This is a genomic window from Nitrospina watsonii (assembly GCF_946900835.1).
GTDB classification, from domain to species: Bacteria; Nitrospinota; Nitrospinia; order Nitrospinales; family Nitrospinaceae; genus Nitrospina; species Nitrospina watsonii.
Genome location: NZ_OX336137.1, coordinates 1,476,764 through 1,494,196, shown reverse-complemented (window position 1 = coordinate 1,494,196; position 17,433 = coordinate 1,476,764). Strand labels below are relative to the sequence as shown.

The 17,433-nt window shown below is 55.0% G+C and carries 21 protein-coding genes; 6 read left to right on the top strand and 15 right to left on the bottom strand.

The window, feature by feature from the left end; translation table 11 throughout:
- Position 1 precedes the first annotated feature (1 nt).
- Together QML71_RS06875 and QML71_RS06870 are read right to left on the bottom strand one after the other, a co-directional pair.
- On the bottom strand, positions 2 to 478 hold the full coding sequence (locus QML71_RS06875; protein ID WP_282011180.1) for an SH3 domain-containing protein: 477 nt from the start codon (positions 476 to 478) through the stop codon (positions 2 to 4).
- A 5-nt stretch (positions 479 to 483) separates the two neighbouring features.
- Positions 484 to 2,031: a carboxypeptidase M32 gene (locus QML71_RS06870; protein ID WP_282011179.1), complete on the bottom strand. Its 1,548-nt coding sequence runs from the start codon at positions 2,029 to 2,031 to the stop codon at positions 484 to 486.
- Between the two features lie 111 nt (positions 2,032 to 2,142).
- Between QML71_RS06870 and QML71_RS06865 the strand changes: the two genes are divergently transcribed.
- Positions 2,143 to 2,451 (top strand): hypothetical protein, encoded by a 309-nt coding sequence (locus QML71_RS06865; protein ID WP_282011178.1) that lies wholly within the window; start codon positions 2,143 to 2,145, stop codon positions 2,449 to 2,451.
- Positions 2,452 to 2,626: 175 nt separating this feature from the next.
- The gene (locus QML71_RS06860; RefSeq protein WP_282011177.1) at positions 2,627 to 4,774 is read left to right on the top strand and encodes a cytochrome c/FTR1 family iron permease; all 2,148 of its coding nucleotides are present in this window, start codon (positions 2,627 to 2,629) and stop codon (positions 4,772 to 4,774) included.
- Positions 4,775 to 4,894: 120 nt separating this feature from the next.
- On the opposite strand, the gene QML71_RS06855 is transcribed toward QML71_RS06860, so the two are convergent.
- From QML71_RS06855 to QML71_RS06845, 3 genes are read right to left on the bottom strand one after another with little or no spacing between them, the layout of a single operon-like run.
- Positions 4,895 to 5,161, bottom strand: a complete 267-nt coding sequence (locus QML71_RS06855) for a hypothetical protein (RefSeq protein ID WP_282011176.1) — start codon at positions 5,159 to 5,161, stop codon at positions 4,895 to 4,897.
- A gap of 35 nt (positions 5,162 to 5,196) precedes the next feature.
- Positions 5,197 to 5,853: a bifunctional 4-hydroxy-2-oxoglutarate aldolase/2-dehydro-3-deoxy-phosphogluconate aldolase gene (locus QML71_RS06850; RefSeq protein WP_282011175.1), complete on the bottom strand. Its 657-nt coding sequence runs from the start codon at positions 5,851 to 5,853 to the stop codon at positions 5,197 to 5,199.
- 4 nt (positions 5,854 to 5,857) lie between these two features.
- On the bottom strand, positions 5,858 to 6,808 hold the full coding sequence (locus QML71_RS06845; protein ID WP_282011174.1) for an aldolase catalytic domain-containing protein: 951 nt from the start codon (positions 6,806 to 6,808) through the stop codon (positions 5,858 to 5,860).
- 254 nt (positions 6,809 to 7,062) lie between these two features.
- Between QML71_RS06845 and QML71_RS06840 the strand changes: the two genes are divergently transcribed.
- Both QML71_RS06840 and QML71_RS06835 read left to right on the top strand, forming a co-directional pair.
- A complete protein-coding gene (locus tag QML71_RS06840) occupies positions 7,063 to 7,485 on the top strand; it encodes an EVE domain-containing protein (RefSeq protein WP_282011173.1) in 423 nt (140 codons plus the stop codon).
- A 440-nt stretch (positions 7,486 to 7,925) separates the two neighbouring features.
- Positions 7,926 to 8,729: a hypothetical protein gene (locus tag QML71_RS06835; protein WP_282011172.1), complete on the top strand. Its 804-nt coding sequence runs from the start codon at positions 7,926 to 7,928 to the stop codon at positions 8,727 to 8,729.
- 91 nt (positions 8,730 to 8,820) lie between these two features.
- On the opposite strand, the gene QML71_RS06830 is transcribed toward QML71_RS06835, so the two are convergent.
- Positions 8,821 to 9,054, bottom strand: a complete 234-nt coding sequence (locus tag QML71_RS06830) for a hypothetical protein (protein WP_282011171.1) — start codon at positions 9,052 to 9,054, stop codon at positions 8,821 to 8,823.
- A gap of 90 nt (positions 9,055 to 9,144) precedes the next feature.
- On the opposite strand from QML71_RS06830, the gene mgtE reads away from it, so the two are divergent.
- Positions 9,145 to 10,500 carry a magnesium transporter gene (mgtE, locus tag QML71_RS06825; protein ID WP_282011170.1) on the top strand — a complete coding sequence of 452 codons (1,356 nt, stop codon included), beginning with the start codon at positions 9,145 to 9,147 and terminating at the stop codon, positions 10,498 to 10,500.
- 23 nt (positions 10,501 to 10,523) lie between these two features.
- Here mgtE and QML71_RS06820 read toward each other — a convergent pair whose 3' ends face one another.
- The gene (locus QML71_RS06820) at positions 10,524 to 10,763 is read right to left on the bottom strand and encodes a biotin/lipoyl-containing protein (RefSeq protein ID WP_282011169.1); all 240 of its coding nucleotides are present in this window, start codon (positions 10,761 to 10,763) and stop codon (positions 10,524 to 10,526) included.
- 88 nt (positions 10,764 to 10,851) lie between these two features.
- Here QML71_RS06820 and QML71_RS06815 point away from each other — a divergent pair, with 88 nt between their 5' ends.
- Entirely contained in the window at positions 10,852 to 11,073 is a 222-nt protein-coding gene (locus QML71_RS06815) for a hypothetical protein (RefSeq protein WP_282011168.1), read from the top strand.
- A 45-nt stretch (positions 11,074 to 11,118) separates the two neighbouring features.
- Here the strand turns inward: QML71_RS06815 and QML71_RS06810 are convergent, their stop codons facing one another.
- From QML71_RS06810 to QML71_RS06775, 8 genes are read right to left on the bottom strand one after another with little or no spacing between them, the layout of a single operon-like run.
- A complete protein-coding gene (locus QML71_RS06810) occupies positions 11,119 to 11,403 on the bottom strand; it encodes an antibiotic biosynthesis monooxygenase family protein (RefSeq protein ID WP_282011167.1) in 285 nt (94 codons plus the stop codon).
- A 46-nt stretch (positions 11,404 to 11,449) separates the two neighbouring features.
- A complete protein-coding gene (locus QML71_RS06805) occupies positions 11,450 to 12,466 on the bottom strand; it encodes an elongator complex protein 3 (RefSeq protein ID WP_282011166.1) in 1,017 nt (338 codons plus the stop codon).
- Complete coding sequence (rnc, locus tag QML71_RS06800) at positions 12,456 to 13,181, bottom strand: ribonuclease III (protein ID WP_282011165.1); 726 nt, start codon at positions 13,179 to 13,181, stop codon at positions 12,456 to 12,458. Before rnc ends, QML71_RS06805 begins: the two co-directional genes overlap by 11 nt.
- Before the next feature lie 15 nt (positions 13,182 to 13,196).
- Positions 13,197 to 14,438 carry a beta-ketoacyl-ACP synthase II gene (gene fabF, locus QML71_RS06795; RefSeq protein WP_282011164.1) on the bottom strand — a complete coding sequence of 414 codons (1,242 nt, stop codon included), beginning with the start codon at positions 14,436 to 14,438 and terminating at the stop codon, positions 13,197 to 13,199.
- Positions 14,439 to 14,452: 14 nt separating this feature from the next.
- Entirely contained in the window at positions 14,453 to 14,686 is a 234-nt protein-coding gene (acpP, locus tag QML71_RS06790) for an acyl carrier protein (RefSeq protein WP_282011163.1), read from the bottom strand.
- A gap of 22 nt (positions 14,687 to 14,708) precedes the next feature.
- The gene (gene fabG / locus QML71_RS06785; protein ID WP_282011162.1) at positions 14,709 to 15,449 is read right to left on the bottom strand and encodes a 3-oxoacyl-[acyl-carrier-protein] reductase; all 741 of its coding nucleotides are present in this window, start codon (positions 15,447 to 15,449) and stop codon (positions 14,709 to 14,711) included.
- A 26-nt stretch (positions 15,450 to 15,475) separates the two neighbouring features.
- The gene (gene fabD / locus QML71_RS06780; RefSeq protein ID WP_282011161.1) at positions 15,476 to 16,411 is read right to left on the bottom strand and encodes an ACP S-malonyltransferase; all 936 of its coding nucleotides are present in this window, start codon (positions 16,409 to 16,411) and stop codon (positions 15,476 to 15,478) included.
- Entirely contained in the window at positions 16,405 to 17,361 is a 957-nt protein-coding gene (locus QML71_RS06775) for a beta-ketoacyl-ACP synthase III (protein WP_282011160.1), read from the bottom strand. Before QML71_RS06775 ends, fabD begins: the two co-directional genes overlap by 7 nt.
- Between the last annotated feature and the right edge of the window lie 72 nt (positions 17,362 to 17,433).

Sequence of the window (17,433 nt, the reverse complement as noted above, 5' to 3'; positions counted from 1 at the left end):
ATCATTCCACGCGGGCGGAGAGCAGATCGGTGGCAATCCAGCCGGATTTGCCGTTCAGCAGCACCTTGCTCCAGTCGTCGTTCTTTTCGGTGACGGCGATCTTTTCGCCCTTGCCCACGACGAGGATCACCGGGCTGTCGAGCTTCGGCTCGGCACGCACGTTGACGCGGTCGGCATTGACGTAATGGATGATCTTCAGGTCTTCGTCCTGCGGCCGGTCTTCGGGAGCGACAATCTCTTCCCCGGTCTTGGGGATCCCCTCGGTCAACGAAACCCCCATCTTGAGCGCCACCACAGCGGCGAACGCCAACAGGATGCAGACAATGCTGAACGCCGCTTTGCCCAGTGGAAGGCCTCCTTCCGGCTGCGGCGGTGGCGGCTTCGGCGCTTCGCAGTTGAAGCAGAACACCGCATTGGGCGGCAACGGCTTCTGGCAGGCCACGCAGTATTCCGTCACGTGCGCTTGTTTTTCCTCCATCGGTTTCAACGGCCGGCCTGCTGGTCGGCGAGCCGGTAAATCGCCGTGTACTTGGCCTGCAAATAGGCGATGAACGGACTCGGATTGAAAGGTTCGCCGGTCACCTGCTTGAGCAACGTGTCGGTGTCGTAGAGCTTGCCTTTGGAATGCACGTTGCGGTTCAACCACTCTTTGATCACTTTGAAGTTTCCGCTGGCGATGTGATCGCGGATGTCCGGCATCTCGCGCTCCAGCGCCTTATAGAACTGGCAGGCCATCATCGCCCCCAGGGTGTATGACGGGAAATAACCGAAGGCGCCGCCGCTCCAGTGCACATCCTGCAACACGCCTTCCCGGTCGGTGGGGGGGCGGATGCCGAGGTACGCTTCCATTTTGTCATTCCAGATGCGTGGCAGGTCCTGCACCTGCATCGAACCATCGAACAAACCCTTTTCGATTTCATAACGCAGGATGACGTGCATGGGATAGGTCACCTCGTCGGCTTCGACACGGATGAATGACGGCTGACACGTATTGATGCCTTCATAGGCTTTGTGGGCATCCACGTTCCGGAACGCTTCGGGAAACGTCTCGGCGAACAGACTGCAATAACGCTGGGCGAACGCCTGCTGCTGCGCGATCATGCGCTCCCAGAACAGCGATTGCGACTCGTGCACGCCGGTGGTGAGCGCCTCCGACACCGGCAGAGCCTTCTGATCTTGCATGCGCCCCTGTTCATAGAGCGCGTGGCCGGTTTCGTGGATGGCGGCGTAGAGGGATTCGATGAAATTGTCTTCGCGGTAACGGGTGGTGATGCGCACATCGGTGCAGTCACCGCCGCCACAAAAAGGATGCACGGAAACATCGACGCGGCCGTTGTCAAAATTGAACCCCATGTCGCGGATGACATGCTGGCCCAGCGCCTTCTGCTCAGCGAGCGGAAAATGGCCCTGCAAAAACGACGTGTCGGGTTTGTAATCGCTGTCCTTGATGGCGGCGATCAGCGGCACCAGCTCCGCCTTGAGACGCTCGAAAACAGGATCGATGCGTTCCATGGTGAAGCCCTGCTCGAACACGTCGATGTTCACATCATAAGCGGGGCGATTCGGGTCGATGTGGTGCGCCCATTGTTTTTTGAGCTCGACCATTTTTTCAAGGAAGGGAGCGAAGCTTGCAAAATCGTTGTCCTCGCGGGCCTTGACCCAGATGTGATGACCGCGCGACCCCATCTCCGCCAGTTCCTGAACCAACTGTCGCGGCACTTTCACTTCCCGGTCATATTCCCGGCGGGTTTCGCGAATGTTGCAGCGCTCCACATCGTTGAATTCAGATTCCGGCGCCGACTCCAACTGCGTGAGCCATTCGCCGATTTCGGGAGCGGTGAACTTGTCATGCGACAACCCGGCCAGCGTCGATAACTGATGAGCGCGGGAATCGCCGCCGCCGGGCGGCATGATGACCTCTTGATCCCAGTGCAGAATACCCATGACGCTGTTGAGATAATGAACTTCCTGCAGCCGGGCCACCAGGCTGTCGTAAACGCCGCGCAGCGAAATTTCCGTGTTCCGGGTCATGACCAATACACCCCCTGACAAATGACAATTGTTTTATGTTTTATAATGAAATAGCAGAAAGCAACCTCTGATCCCAGAATTATAACAAGCTCCCACCAAGGATGCCGCCTTATGAATTCCGGAAAAGAAACCGCTCGAACCATTCACGCCCGCTTGAAAATCCTGGGTCGATCCCTGCTCAGCGAACAAAACTCCGTCCAATACTATCAAACCCTCCTGGACAAGACGCCTTCCGAAACCGAAGAACAACTCGGTGAACGGAAGATGTACGAGGATCTGCATGCCCAGGAAGAAAGCCATGTGCAATGGATCCGGGACCAGATTGAGTACTGGGCAAAGCAGCTGAAAGCGTTGGGAAATCAGCAAACTTCACGGTCCCGCAGGGAACATCGCGCTCAGGCAATGCCTGAAGGTTTATGAGCCAACCCTTGTTGAATGGATGGCTGGCTCAAACACCCCACTTCCCGAGACCTCCCGGTTTATAGATTGACAATTCAATACGTTAATCATAATATTGATAACAATTCTCATTTTTATTTTTGCGGATCTGGACTGTTCGGGTTCAGCCGTCTTCCCCTTTTATCTATTGGAATTGATGAAAACTCTTAATTTTCGTCCCATGAAGAAACTATTCTTCCAAGCTCCCCTGCTGTTTTGCCTGTTAATTGGAACCCTCTCTCCTGCCCCGGTCTTCGCCCAGGCGGACACCGCAGCGGTGCAGTCCAAACTCGAAAAAGTCATCATGATGATGAACATCGTGGACAAGGAATACGAGCTGGCCATCGCAGACGGTGCCATCATCAATGCCGCCGAATACGAAGAGAGCCAGGTCTTTCTCAGCCAGGCCTTCGAACGCTTCCAATCCGTCTCCGACAAGGCCAAATCCGCCAAGGGAGCGCGTGACATCACCGCAAGGTACCAGCAATTGATGGGGGACATCAAGGCCAAGAAAGATCCGGCGGATATCAAGGCGCAGGTTCAGGCCATCAATGCCGGCCTCATTGGAGAGTTCGACATTCAAATCAGCAAGACTCCGAAAGAGCCGGTTGACCTTGCAAAAGGCAAACAGATTTACATGACCAGCTGCCGTATCTGCCACGGAGTCAGTGGACAGGGCGACGGCCCCATTTCCCATCAACTGGAGCCGAAACCCGCCGTGCTGGCGGACCCGTCGATCACCGGCGACCAGCAATCGGTCGCATACGACAATTTTCAGATCATCAATGTGGGCATTGCCAATACCGGCATGGTGGGCTGGGCGGATCAACTCTCCCAGCAGGACATCTGGAACGTCACCTACTACATTCGCACCTTTTCCAACGACAACGTCAAGCTGCCTCTGGTTGCGGCCGGCGCCACGGCGACCGCCGGAGGCTCCGAGGCGTATTTGCAGTCATTTGAAGAAGTGGAAAGCATGGTCACCGCCACTTGGAACGCCTACAAAGAAGGCGATACCAAGCGTGCTGCGGAACTGGCTTTCGATGCCTACCTGACTTACGAGAAGGTCGAAGCTGCATTGGTGACCAAACGCAAGGAACTGGGCCTGCGGCTCGAATCGGCCTTCGGTCGCCTGCAGGCAGAGTTGAAACGCGACGCGCCGCGCGAACTGATCGAAAACCTCGTCTCCGACATCCAGCGCGACCTCGCCGAAGGCAAGGCGGAGATGACGCAGGATATCGGTTTCACCGGCTTGTTCATCCAGTCTTTTTCCATCATCGTCCGCGAAGGATTCGAGGCCATCCTCATCATCGCCGCCCTGATCACCTTTCTGGTTCGATCCCGCAATCAGGAAAAGCTGAAAACCATTTACATCGGCGTCGCCATCGGCATCGTCGGCAGTTTCATCACCTACTACATCCTGCAGGAAGTTTTGCATATCAGCATGTCCAGCCAGGAATTGATCGAAGGATGGATCATGCTGATTGCGGTGGTGGTTCTGTTTTACGTCAGTTATTGGCTGATCTCGAAGATCGAGACGGCGAAATGGCAAAAATTCATCACGCGCAAAATGCAGGATGCCGTCAGCAGCGGCAGCGCCTGGACCTTGGGCATGGTGGCCTTCCTTTCCGTGTACCGGGAAGGCTTTGAGACGGTTCTCTTTTACAAGGCGCTCTATCTGTATGCTGGAGAGACCACCGGCGGCATCGTACCCGGTTTTCTTGTCGGCTGCCTGGTTCTGGCCGTGGTGTTTTACATGATCAACAAGCTGGGCGTGCGCATCCCGATCAAATGGTTTTTCGGCGTCACCAGCGTGTTCCTGTATTTCATGGCATTCGTTTTCATGGGCAAGGGCCTGCACGAATTGCAGATGGGAGGCCAGTTGTCGGCCACTGCGGCCGATTTCGCGCCCGAGATTTCGGTATTGGGCATGTACCCCACCTGGGAAACGTTCATCGGCCAAATGGTGCTGCTGCTGGCTTTTGCCGGAGCGCTCATTTACACCTTCATCATCAAGCAGGAAAAGGCAGCACTCGAATTGAAAAGCAGCACCAACGAGCTACAGCAGAACATCACCCAGGTGCACGACCTGGTGGAGCACATTTCCCATCACGCGAAACGATGTGAGCTGTTCCTCAAGGACACGCGCGACCAGGATTTAAAGGAACTGTCCGGGCATCTGAAAGAAATCGATGAGAAAGTGCACGAGTTGTTCGATCAGGTGAAGAGTTTTGAAAACCAGTTGAATGACGAATACGACCGCCTTTCCCAGCCCATGGGCGCCAAATCAAAGGAACTGCATTGAAATTCAGGAATTTCAAAACGGCGCACGTTCCATAAATGGACGGGATGGATGGAGAGGGGGATCGGAACCGCGTAACTTTGGTGCGATTGAATTGCCGCGGTGAGGTGAAGCCGGGCGGCTTCAGTGGATGAAGTTTTTGTCGCGGTTGGGGTCGCTGAGGTAACTCAGGTCGCGGTGCAGGTCCATTTTCTTGAACTCGTCCCAGTTGTCCCGGAACAGGTTGAACCCGACAAAATCCAGTGCCTGCATCAGTTCGAGGTCGTGAATTTTCTGCTCACCCGCTTCGGCCTGTGCTTCTCGAATCACTTCTTCCAAGCCTTCGCAAATTTTTGCAAACTGTTCCTCGTCTTCCCAATTCGAGGCATGTTTTAAAAAATCGAAGCTCATGGGTGGTGTCCTCCGGTACGAGTGAGTGCATTGCTTCATTTATTTTTATTCAAAAAAGCGGTCACTTCAATCAAAATTTCCGCCAAATCGTGCTGGATGGCGGCATGGTCCCCGCTCTCCATCCTTTGCTGCGAAAATACAGAAGCTCCCACCGCCACCGCCGACGCCCCTTTTTCGAAGTAGTCCCGCACATTGGAAGCGCGCACACCGCCGACGGCCATCAGCCGGATGTCGTTGAAAGGCCCTTTGATTTCCCGGAAGTACCCCGGACCCAGGACCGACGCAGGGAAAACCTTGACCATGCAGGCCCCGGCGTTCCAGGCGTTCTCGATTTCTGTGGGGGTGAAGGCACCAGGGAAATGGTGAAGGCCCTGCTCCCGGCAAAACCGGGCGACTTCGGGTTGCGCTGTAGGACTGACCAGAAAGCGTGCCCCGGCAGCCGTTGCCATCTCCGCATCGCGAACCGACAACACCGTGCCGGCACCCAGACAAAGCGAATCGGAAAACTCCCGGTCCGCTGCTTTCAGCAGGGAGATCGCATCCGGCGTATTCAGGGTGAGTTCGACAAACTCGACACCGGACCGCACCACCGCCTGCAACACGCCGTGCAACTGCGTCTCCGTTACGCCCCGGATGATCCCCAGCACCGGTTTTTGGGCAAACCGGGCCGGGTCGAAGGCAACGCCGGACATCCCGTCACACGTTGGATTCGTTGATCAGCTTCTCGTAAAACTGGAGAAAATCGTCCCGTTTGTCGGAATTCAGCAGCGCCATCGCAAACCGGGGGTGCAAATCCAGAACGCCGGTAATCATATATGGGATGTAGTAACCCCATTCGATTTCCTGACTGATCTTGATGAAGTCGGAACCGATGACATTGAGGATCGGGCGCAGATCGAACTTTGGGTTCTTCAGGAACCCCAGCAGCAACTCCAACGGACAGTTGCCCGCAGCGCGTCCGATGCCATAGATCGTACCGTCGAGGTAGTTGACGTTATTGATGATGGCCTCAATGGTGTTGGCGAAGGCCAACTGCTGGTTGTTGTGCGCATGGATGCCGATTTCCTTGCTCGGCATCAGCCCCTTGTATTTTTTCGCAAGGTAGGCGATCTGCTCGGAGTACAACGCGCCGAAACTATCGACCAGATACACCACGCGGGTTTTGCTTTCTTTCTCCACCTGCATCAAGGCCTCATCCAACTCCCGCTCGCGGGCGTGGGAAACGGCCATGATGTTGATGCTGGTCTCGTAGCCCTTGTCTTCGAGCAGATTGACCATGTCGATGGCCTTGTCAATGTCCTTGACGTAGCTGGCCACGCGCATCATGTCGATATAACTTTCACCTTTGGGTACAATGGTTTCCGGGTCAACGCGGCCAATATCCACCATCACGGAAAGCTTGGCTCTCTTTTCAATGCCCTGCACAATAGGCTCGATGTCCTTTTCTGTGCAGAATTTCATGGGGCCATATTCCTTGCGATCAAACTGGGACTCGTCCGCCTTGTAGCCCAATTCAATATAATCCACCCCCGCTTCGTTGGCCGCCTGATAGACTTTTCGAACCAAATCGTTGGAGAATTGATGGTTGTTCATCAATCCGCCATCGCGAATGGTGCAATCCAGAACCTTTATTTCAGGACGATACATGCCAGACTCACTCCAGTAACAAAATCGGACCCGTCGGTCCGATGTATTGAATTGATAGGTTGTTTTTTAAACTAATTGATTTTGCTGATTATATTTTTCTAAAGCAGCGCAGTCAATGAGATTATCCAAAAACTTGCGCGGAAGCCGTAAAATTTGACTTTCCTCCCACTTACTTGATAAATAAATGTTTTCTTGGAAGAGAATCGAGGGGGGTCGGGCAACTTGTCATTAACTGATTGAAAACAGGGGGGAATATGAACTTTTGGCTGGTCAAACAGGAACCATCCGCCTACAGCTGGGAGCAGTTCGTCCAGGACAAGGGGACTTATTGGAACGGGGTGCGGAATTATCAGGCCCGCAACAACCTGCAAGCCATGAAAAAGGGAGATCTCGTGCTTTTTTATCACAGTGTGGTCGGCAAGGAGATCATGGGCATCGCCAAGGTCACCCGGGAATCGTATCCGGACCCGACCGCGGAAGAAGGCAACTGGGTGGTGGTGGATCTCAAGCCGGCTAAGGCGTTCAACAAAACCGTCACTCTGGAGGAAATCAAAAACAATTCGAAATTGAAGGACATCGCACTCATCAAACAGTCGCGGCTGTCCGTCATGCCGCTCAAGGCAACGGAATTCAAAATCCTCCTGCAAATGGGCGATACCCCCTACTCCGGCGTATGAACCCGGCCTGCTCTGCCGGCAAAAAGGGCGTTGACTTGCCGGGGGGGGTAGGATTTAATTGAAACGTTTTGCAGAGTTCTTCCAACTGCGGTTCAATCAGGAAAATGGCGCGCCTGCCATAAAAACGGGTTTCCGGCCAAGCTCCATTCGGTTTTAAAATTGACTGCCAGGGTCTTGTTGATGACGACGCTTTTGCCGGGTGGGGCCGCACTGCGGATGACAAGGTCGAATCCTGCCTCGCCAAACTGACCCCTCTCAAAAAGACAAGGGCTGTTGTCAATGAACGGGGACGCACGGGTTCCTGTTCCGGCAAAGCACGGCTTTGAGCGACCCTTCAGGTACCGCGGGTGGGGTTATGACGGCAGTGTCGGCGACTCCTGAATCCCGCTCCGTTTCACAATGCAATTCACTCCATTCCATCCAAACGAACGAGGAGGATCATGGCAAACTATCTGGTAATTGGCGGAACCGGTGTCATGGGCAAAGCGGCCATGGAAGCGGTTCGCGAAACTTACGGTAAGGACGCCCATATCATCGCCAACTGGTATGCAAAGGAAGACACGGGAATTGAAATCGAGGGAGCCGATCAAACGGTGTTCGGCGATGTCACCGATCCAAAATGCCGCGAGCAGTTGAAGCAGGCGGGCGGCGGAGAATTCGAATACCTGTTCTACGCCACCGCGCTCGGCGCCGTCGGCTTCGCCATCAAGGAAACCACTCCCGAACAGATCAAAGACTCCAATCGCGTCTCCTTCGATCCGATGGTCGCATTGGAACAGGAAATGGACATCGGCACCGTGGTCAGCTATTCGACCTTTTACACCACCCGGCATCAGTTGGGCAGTTACGGCGCCATGGGTTATTCCAAGGAAGCCCTCGAAAAGTACACGGTCGAACCCGGCAAATCCAAACACGCCTGCATCCGTGCGGGGCTGTTTGAGTCCCAGTCTTCACGCGGCATCAAACTGCTTTTGCGCAAAACAGCCAAGGACCTGAACAACCTCAGGGACCCTCTGATTCGGTCGTACTTTGAAGGCGTCAGCACCAAGGACGGCGTGGACAATTACCTGAACGGGATCATCCAGGAAGAGAAGGAATTATTCGGAGACAGCCCGACGCGGGAGGCCAATTTGAAGCAGGCTCACCTGGAACTGCTCAAAGCCACACCGCCTGTATTCGTGAATGTGTGCGGAGCCAAGATCTGGCTCACTCACGAACCGCTGTTGCTGAAAGACCACATATAAAAAAAGACCCGCCTTCGCATGCGGGTCTTTTCAAACAGCATATTCTTTTTCGCAGTGAGGTACGCCGAAAGCGCCACCCCGCCCGCCGCGCCTATTTCTTTTTCGGGACGTACCAGCCGGTCCGCATATAGGAATCGTTCATTTTGACGTGTTCGTCAAGATTGTCGATTTCTTTCGTGCGGGCTTCGGGCTCGTGATCCCGATCGAATTTTTTCAGGCAGTTTTCCCGGGTTTTGTCGGACAACAGGGTGGCCCGTTTGGTCCGCACCCGGCCTGTTTTTTTGGCGCGGCTCTGCTTCAGTTTTTTCGCGTCGTCAGACGACAAACCACCGATAACCATTTATCTTCAAACCCCCTATACGTTTATAGAGTGTGTTAGACTACAACTTCACTCTCAATATAGTACCAGAAACCCATGCCTGTCGATAATTTAAAAGAACTCCTGGAAAACGAGGAAACTTCCGAAGAGCAACTGCGCGAAGCGGTTCACCAGATCGACCATTTCGAGATCGCCCGCCTCTTGCATCAACTCCCGCCTGAAGAGAAAGTCAAAGTATTTCAGCTACTTAGCGACGATATCAAGAAGCAGGAGGTGCTCTACGAAACGGACATCGAAAGCCGCGGCATTCTGATCGAAGAGCTCGGCCATGAGAACATGGCGCAGTTTCTGGAAGCCATGCCTAAGGATGAGGCGGTGGACATCCTGCAGGAAGCGGACCTTGAAGTTCAGGAAAAAATTCTTGAACAGATGGTGCCGGACGATGCGCAGACACTCAAAAATCTTCTGAGCTATAAAGAAGAAACCGCCGGCGGTCTGATGAGCCCGCACTTCAACCAGGTGCAACCCCACGAGATGGCGGGCGACATCCTGATGAATTTTTTGAGACACAACAAGCAGGATCACGGCACGAACTTTTACGTCGTCAATGATTACCGCGAGCTGGTGGGCACCTTCACCCTGCGCGACCTGCTCAACGCGCCGCCCAAGGCCCTTGCCACCGACATCATCTGGGAGCACACGCCACAGGTGCACCTGGACGACTCATGCGAAAAGGTGGCCAATGAAATGGATCACGAACACATCAGCACCATCCCCGTGGTGGACGATCAAAACGTCCTGCACGGCATCATCAGTTTTGATGACGTGCTGCGGGGATTGAAGAATACCGCAAGTGAAGACATTTACACGATGATCGGCGCTTCGACCAAGATCGACGCCTTCGCCCAGACCACGCGCTCCAAGATCGCGGCACGCGCGCCCTGGCTCCTCACCACCTTTGTCGGCGGCATGGTCAGCGCTTACATCCTGAAGGCCTTCGAATTCACTCTCAGCGAGTTCTCAATGGTGCTGTTCTTCATTCCTTTTGTTTTGGGACTGGCGGGCAATGTCGGATTGCAGGGCGCCACAGTGATCGTGCGGGGACTGGCCACGGGGGACATTCAGGACGACAACCTGAAAATTGTCATCCGCAGCGAAGTGTGGGTGGGGATCTGCCACGGATTGATTTTCGGCATGGTCTGTGGACTGTTGATCGTGGCCGTAGCCAAAACCCTGCTCGCGTCCAACCCCATGCTCGGCCTGGCTGTGGGCCTGGGTATCGTGCTGGCGGTTGCCATGGCTTCGTTCATCGGCTCGCTCACGCCCTGGGTGTTCATGAAGCTGGACATCGACCCAGCCATCAGTACGGGACCGGTGGTGACGACGGTCAACGACATCGCCGGGCTCTTCATCTATTTGACCACCACCACGCTGCTGTTTTCTCTTTTGTAAGCAGCCCGCGTCCCCCAGGCCGGTCACTCCGCCTCTTCTTCGATTTCGATGAGCGGCGTGTCCACTTCCACGTATTCGTTTTCACCGACGTAGATCTCTTTCACCACCCCCGAAAATTCCGAGATCAGGGTGAAATACCCTTCCGCAACGATTTCAGCGACAGGCATTCCTTTCTTGATGGTGTCGCCGATTTCAACCAGAAACTCATCGACTTTGCCCGAGGTCATGGTCGGGTACATCGCGGCCATGGTGATGTATGCCATAAATCATTCCTCCTATTTCAAAACACCCATCGATTTATTAATGGGAAGGATGCGGGTATAATGCTTGAAACTCTAACCGGAAGCTGAAATGGAAAAAATCAAACTGAGAGTCGGTGACCATCTTTTCGAACCCCTGTCCCGCAACAATGGCGAGATCCAGGAGATCATCAGCCACCCGGACGGTAAACTGGTCCGCGTGCGTTGGCGCGTGGACGATTTTCCCCCGCACGACACCGAGCATTTTCACAAGAAGCTGCTCAAAAGCATCCGCAGCGGGGAAATCGAATACCGGTCCATAGAAGCCAACTGAACCGTCCGCGGACTCTCTGCTTTACATTGCCACCTGAAAGACCGATTACTTGCGATACACGGTATGGGATGGGCGGCCTGCCAGAATATTTTCCTTGCCCCAGTTCACCACGCCGGCAAACTTGTCTGAATTCAGAAACGCATTGTAGGCATCCTCGGAGTTCCAGTCGGAAACGATCAGATACTGTTGCGGATCGTTCACATCCTTGTAAAGCGCCGTCGTCGTGTGGCCGTCCATCTCGCCCATCACCTTGAGGACATTGTTGAACGCATTTTCGAACACTTCTTCTTTACCGGTGATGATTTTGTAATTCATGCCAACGGTGACCATGTACTTCCCCCTTAATATTAAAAGAATAGCGAATTGAAAAATAGAATCAGGTTGCCAGCCCGATGGCCGTCAACCCGCGTTGTCCCTGCATAACGAGATGCCCGAGGGCATACCGGTTTTTCAAATACGTGACGTTCTCTTTTTGGTGCCCAGTATAATGGGAAATCCGTTCCGACGGAACCCTCACCACCACCTTCTCCGGCAAGGGCCGTCCCTGGTCCAACAACGTCGTCAACTCCTCCCGCGCCAGGCGCGAATCCACCAGCGACCGCAACGCGGGGTGGTGTGGTCCCGCCACCAGGCTTTCCAGCATGGAGGGTTCCGGGTGCAAGCCAATGCGGATAACGGGAATGCCAACGTCCTGGAACATGCGCACACCACGTGCCAGCACCGGCACCGTGCGCTCCAGCGACCACGGCGTGTAGTCGCCTTTTTGATACAGTTCGAACAAGGCGGTCCCGCGCAACACCAGCGTCGGGTAAATGCGGACGAAATCCGGTTGCAGGGCGATGGTGTCAGACACCGTTTGCAGAAACAGGGATGCGTCGTCGCCCGGCAACCCGATCATCAATTGCATGCCCAATTCAAAGCCCCGCTCGCGGATCATCGATGCCGCCCGCGGCACATTGCAAAACGCGTCTATCCTGCCGGAGCGGTTCAACACACCGGCATCCGTCGATTGCACGCCCAGTTCCACGGTCTTCACGGAATAGCGTGCGAGGCGATCCAATTTTTCGGCATCGATGAAATCAGCATGCGTGGACAGCCGGATCGAGTGCACCCATCCCGCGTCCACCTGCTGTTGCGCCTGCGACAGCAAAAACTCCTGACGCACCGCCGGCAACCCGGTGAACGTGCCCCCATAAAACGCCACCTCCCGTTTCAGCGGCAAGCGGTTGGGAGGCGTGGCAAACAGGTAGGTTTCAAATGCCTGCCGCACCCGCGTCGCGTCTTCACTGTGTTCCACACCGGAAATTTCGTTTTGATCGCAGAACACACAACGGTAGGGGCAACCTTGATGCGGAATGAAGATCGGGACGATCGATCGTTGTTTACGCGCCATGGTTCGGATTTTTAGGGTTGAGGTGCTCCAGAGCGTTGCGTGCGGCAGCCTGCTCCGCCTCTTTCTTGCTGCGTCCGGAGCCTTTTCCCTGTTCATCGCCATTGGTCCGCACCACCACTTCAAACTGCTTTTCGTGATCGGGCCCCGTTTCATTGACCACTCTATAATGAGGAATGCAACTCAGGTTTGTCTGCGCAAATTGTTGGAGCTCGCTTTTGAAGTCGCGGAACAGACTGGTTTCGGCATACTGTCCGATCTCTCCCTTCAACTTGGGCAGGAACACATCGTAAGCCGTTTCCAGATTGCTGTCGAAATAGACGGCTCCGGCCACGGCTTCGAACGCATTAGCGAGGATTGAGTTCTTGTCGCGGCCACCGGTGAGTTCTTCGCCGCGGCCGAGCAGCAGGTATTGGCCCAGATGGATCTCCCGCGCCAGTCCCGCAAGACAGGATTCGTTGACCACAGCGGCGCGGATCTTGGAAAGCAGACCTTCGGAAAAATCCTGGAACGTCTTCACCATGTAATGGCTGACAACGACATCCAGTATCGAGTCGCCCAAAAACTCGAAACGTTCGTTGTTCTTGATCGCTTCGGATTTTTCGTTGACGTAGGATTTGTGGGTGAGCGCTTTATTGAGGAGCAGATTGTCCCGAAAGGTGTACCCCAGATTGGCCTGGAGTTCTACCAGCTCATCGATTCGTTCCTTCGACAGCATGGTGGGTACCGTGTTTCATGAGTCCGTCATCTGTTTAAAAATCACCACGCCGTTGGTCCCGCCAAATCCGAAAGAATTGGAAAGGGCTGCACGGACTTTGGCCGGGCGCGCTTCGTTCGGCACATAGTCCAGATCGCATGCGGGGTCGGGAGTGGTGTAATTGATGGTCGGCGGCAGGATGCCATGGTGCATGGCAAGAACACTGAAAATGGCCTCCACCCCACCCGCGGCACCCAACAGGTGACCGGTCATGGACTTGGTGGAGCTGATCTGCAGCTTACGCGCATGATCTTTGAAGATGCTTTTGATCGCCATGGTTTCGGTGATGTCCGCACCGGTGGATGTGCCGTGCGCGTTGATGTAATCGATCTCATCCGGGTTCATCTTCGCGTCGTCCAACGCCAGCCCGATGCACTTCGCCGCACCTTCACCATCCTGAGACGGGGCGGTGATGTGATAGGCGTCGCTGTTCAGCGCATAGCCTGCGACTTCGGCGTAAATGCGGGCGCCCCGCTTTTTTGCCTGTTCCATTTCTTCCAGAATCATCAGTCCGCAGCCTTCTCCCATAACGAATCCATCGCGATCCATGTCGAACGGCCGGCTTGCGGCCTGCGGATCGTCATTGCGTGTGGACAGGGCTTTGGCTGCGGCGAAGCCGCCGATGGCCAGGGGCGTGACAACCGATTCCGTTCCGCCTGCGATCATGGTGTCGGTGACGCCGTCGCGGATCATCTTGTAGGCGTCGCCGATGGCATGCGTGCCGCTGGCACAGGCCGTCACCACACAGGTGTTGGGGCCTTTGGCGCCGAACAGGATCGAGATCTGCCCCGACGCCATGTTGGGGATCAGCATCGGGATGAAGAAAGGCGTGATTTTGCGGACGCCCTTGTTCTGATACACCTCGTGAATGCGTTCGATGGCAGGCAGTCCGCCGAGGCCCACACCGACCAGAACGCCTACTCGTTCCGCATTGGCATCGGTGATTTCAAAGCCGGCGTCTTTCAATGCGAACCGGCAACAGGCGATCGCGTAATGGATGAAGGTATCCATTTTCTTGATCTCTTTCGGCTCGATGTAGTCGGCGGGGTCAAAGTTTTTAACCTCCCCGGCTATTTTGACCGGAAAGTCATCCGCGCAAAATCGAGTGATGTGACCGATGCCTGATTTTCCCTGACACACGCCTTCCCAGTTGGCATCGACACCGATACCCAAGGGAGACAACATGCCAAGACCTGTTATGACAACACGACGGGACATAGTAAGAACGAGGTTCAGTTGGTATGGTTGTTGATGTAATCGATGGCGTTTTGAACGGTGGCGATTTTCTCGGCCTCTTCGTCCGGGATCTCGATGTCAAAGGCTTCTTCGAACGCCATGACCAGTTCCACCGTATCCAGAGAATCCGCTCCGAGGTCATCGATGAAAGATGCCGGACCGTTCACCTGGTTTTCATCCACATTCAGCTGTTCAACAATGATTTCTTTTACTTTTTGTTCTACTGACATGTTTTGAAACTCCTCAAAGATGTTACATTAACATCCCACCATTAACATTGATAACCTGGCCGGTTATGTAACGGGCCCGGTCGGATACAAGAAAAGCAACACTGTCTGCCACGTCCTGTGCCTGCCCGAGACGTGCCATGGGAATCTGCCCGATCAATTGGCTGCGAACGTCATCTTTCAACTGCCGCGTCATGTCGGTATCGATGAATCCGGGCGCTACGGCATTGACCCGGATGCCCCGGCTCGCGACTTCGCGGGCGGTGGTCTTGGTCAATCCAATCAGGCCCGCTTTCGAGGCGGAGTAATTGGCCTGCCCCATGTTGCCCATCACCCCGACAATGGAAGCGATATTGACGATCGCTCCGTCTTTCTGTTTCATCATGTGTTTGACTGCATGCTGGCTGCACAGGAAGGAACCTTTGAGGTTGATGGAAAGAACCAGATCCCAATCTTCCTCTTTCATGCGCATCAACAGGCCATCGCGCGTGATGCCCGCGTTGTTGACCAGAATATCCAACAGTTTAAATTCTTTGGAGATAGAGTCAAAAACTTTTTGGACTTCATCCCCATCGGCAACATTCAGCTTCACCGCCGAAGCGGAGCCGCCTTGTTTGCAGATGGCTTCGGCCGATTGTTCCGCGCCGTCCTGATTGACGTCCGCCAGGATCACATGTGCGCCCATTTTAGCGAGCGTCTCCCCCAACACCTGACCGATGCCGCGCGCGCCGCCGGTAACGAGAGCCACTTTATCTTTGAGTTCCATATCCCTATCCAATTCGGTTCGACAGATTATTTCAATTCGGCCACGGTTTTAGCCAGCGACTCTTCATCGCCGACCTGGTAACAACGGATGTCCTTGTTGAAACGCTTCATCAGACCGGAAAGCACTTTCCCCGACCCCACTTCAACGATGGCTTCGATCCCCTGGTCCACAATGACCTGCATGGTTTCCGTCCAGCGCACCGGGGAACACACCTGCCGCACCAGCGATTCACGCGCCTGCCCGCCCGAAGTGTTGAGCCGGGCATCGGCGTTGGTCACGACGGGAATGTCGAGTTCCTTGAAATCGATTTTTTCCATCTCCGCTTGCAACCGCACTGCCGCAGGTTCCATCAATTGGCAGTGAAAGGGCGCACTGACCGGAAGGATCACCACCTTTTTGGCACCTTGATCCCGGGCCTGTTCTGAAACCGCTTCCACCGATGCTTTGTGACCGGCTATGACGATCTGCTCCGGACTGTTGAGGTTTGCGGGTTGAACGATTGATTCCTCGGAAGAAGCATTGCGGCAAAGTTGCTGGACCTGCTCTGCGGACAATCCGATGATGGCCGCCATGGCGCCGACACCGACGGGCACCGCTTCCTGCATGAAGCGCCCACGTTGCCGGACAAGATGAACCGCATCTCCGAACCGGAGGGAGCCTGCGCAGACCAAGGCTGAGAATTCCCCCAAGCTGTGGCCCGCTGTCAGTACGGATTCTATACCATGATCGCGCAGCCGTTTCAAGGCTATTATACTGTGTGTCAAAAGCGCAGGTTGAGTGTTTTCAGTGAGTTTCAGCTTTTCTTCGGGACCCTGAAAACACAGTTCGGTGAGATTGTCACCGAGGATGTCATTGGCTTCTTCGAACAGGGCGCGGCAGCCGGGATCGGCTTCAAAAAAGTTCTGTCCCATGCCCACAAACTGGGACCCCTGCCCTGGAAACAGAAATGCGGTTTTTACCATTTGACCACCACCGATCCCCAGGTCAGTCCCGCACCCATGACGGTCAACAGCGTGACCGATCCCGGCGGGGTGCGTCCCTCCTCCCGTGCTTCATGGATGGCGATGGCAATGGATGCCGACCCGGTGTTGCCGTATTTGTGAATATTGACGAATACCTGCTCCATGGGAACCCCCAGTTTTTCCGCCACCGCTTCGATGATGCGCTGGTTCGCCTGATGCGGCACCACCAGATCGATGTCGGATTGAGTCAGCCCGTTGTGCGCCAGCGCTTCCTTCGACACTTCCGTCATGCGCTTGACCGCGACTTTGAACGTGGACTGGCCGGACATCTTGAGGCAGTACATTTTATTGTCGATGGCTTCGTAAGTGAACGAGGTTTTGCCGATGCCGCCGGGCACGATCAACAGATCCGACTGCGTGCCGTCGGAATAAATGTGTGAGGAAAGGATGCCGCAGGGCTCCGTCTTTTCCGTACGCCGCAGGATGGCCGCCCCCGCACCGTCTCCAAACAGAACGCAGGTGGTGCGGTCGGTCCAGTCCATGATGCGCGAGTTGACTTCGGTGCCGATGATGAGGATGTGCTCATAACGTCCGCTTTTGATGTACTGCTCGGCGATGGACAGGCCGAACACGAATCCGGAGCAGACCGCGGAGATGTCGTAAGCGGCGGCCTTCTCCGCTCCCAGTTCTTTTTGGACGAAGCAGGCGGTAGCGGGATAAATGACATCCGGCGTGGAAGTGCAGACGATGATCATGTCGAGATCCGCGGCTTTCAGGCCTGCCGCCTGCAACGCCATGTGGGACGCGGCGATCCCCATGGAGGACGCCGACTCATCCTTGCGGGCGATGCGTCGTTCAGCAATACCGGTCCGTGCACGGATCCATTCGTCGGTGGTATCGAGGGTTTTTTCAAGGTCGCGGTTGGTGACAATGTTCTCCGGCAGATACATACCGGTCCCTGCCAACTCCGCTTGAAAAGGTGATCGTGCGTTCATAGATTAGGAAAGGTTTCAGTACGCCGG

What these genes read in the sequence shown, in the direction of transcription:
- QML71_RS06820 (WP_282011169.1), bottom strand. Translation starts at nt 10,763, where the DNA reads ATGGCATACATCACCATGGCCGCGATGTACCCGACCATGACCTCGGGC.
- mgtE (WP_282011170.1), top strand. Translation starts at nt 9,145, where the DNA reads ATGCCTGTCGATAATTTAAAAGAACTCCTGGAAAACGAGGAAACTTCC.
- QML71_RS06865 (WP_282011178.1), top strand. Translation starts at nt 2,143, where the DNA reads ATGAATTCCGGAAAAGAAACCGCTCGAACCATTCACGCCCGCTTGAAA.
- QML71_RS06850 (WP_282011175.1), bottom strand. Translation starts at nt 5,853, where the DNA reads ATGTCCGGCGTTGCCTTCGACCCGGCCCGGTTTGCCCAAAAACCGGTG.
- QML71_RS06810 (WP_282011167.1), bottom strand. Translation starts at nt 11,403, where the DNA reads ATGGTCACCGTTGGCATGAATTACAAAATCATCACCGGTAAAGAAGAA.
- QML71_RS06775 (WP_282011160.1), bottom strand. Translation starts at nt 17,361, where the DNA reads ATGTATCTGCCGGAGAACATTGTCACCAACCGCGACCTTGAAAAAACC.
- QML71_RS06855 (WP_282011176.1), bottom strand. Translation starts at nt 5,161, where the DNA reads ATGAGCTTCGATTTTTTAAAACATGCCTCGAATTGGGAAGACGAGGAA.
- fabF (WP_282011164.1), bottom strand. Translation starts at nt 14,438, where the DNA reads ATGTCCCGTCGTGTTGTCATAACAGGTCTTGGCATGTTGTCTCCCTTG.
- QML71_RS06875 (WP_282011180.1), bottom strand. Translation starts at nt 478, where the DNA reads ATGGAGGAAAAACAAGCGCACGTGACGGAATACTGCGTGGCCTGCCAG.
- QML71_RS06835 (WP_282011172.1), top strand. Translation starts at nt 7,926, where the DNA reads ATGGCAAACTATCTGGTAATTGGCGGAACCGGTGTCATGGGCAAAGCG.
- rnc (WP_282011165.1), bottom strand. Translation starts at nt 13,181, where the DNA reads ATGCTGTCGAAGGAACGAATCGATGAGCTGGTAGAACTCCAGGCCAAT.
- QML71_RS06815 (WP_282011168.1), top strand. Translation starts at nt 10,852, where the DNA reads ATGGAAAAAATCAAACTGAGAGTCGGTGACCATCTTTTCGAACCCCTG.
- fabG (WP_282011162.1), bottom strand. Translation starts at nt 15,449, where the DNA reads ATGGAACTCAAAGATAAAGTGGCTCTCGTTACCGGCGGCGCGCGCGGC.
- QML71_RS06805 (WP_282011166.1), bottom strand. Translation starts at nt 12,466, where the DNA reads ATGGCGCGTAAACAACGATCGATCGTCCCGATCTTCATTCCGCATCAA.
- QML71_RS06840 (WP_282011173.1), top strand. Translation starts at nt 7,063, where the DNA reads ATGAACTTTTGGCTGGTCAAACAGGAACCATCCGCCTACAGCTGGGAG.
- fabD (WP_282011161.1), bottom strand. Translation starts at nt 16,411, where the DNA reads ATGGTAAAAACCGCATTTCTGTTTCCAGGGCAGGGGTCCCAGTTTGTG.
- QML71_RS06870 (WP_282011179.1), bottom strand. Translation starts at nt 2,031, where the DNA reads ATGACCCGGAACACGGAAATTTCGCTGCGCGGCGTTTACGACAGCCTG.
- QML71_RS06845 (WP_282011174.1), bottom strand. Translation starts at nt 6,808, where the DNA reads ATGTATCGTCCTGAAATAAAGGTTCTGGATTGCACCATTCGCGATGGC.
- QML71_RS06860 (WP_282011177.1), top strand. Translation starts at nt 2,627, where the DNA reads ATGAAAACTCTTAATTTTCGTCCCATGAAGAAACTATTCTTCCAAGCT.
- acpP (WP_282011163.1), bottom strand. Translation starts at nt 14,686, where the DNA reads ATGTCAGTAGAACAAAAAGTAAAAGAAATCATTGTTGAACAGCTGAAT.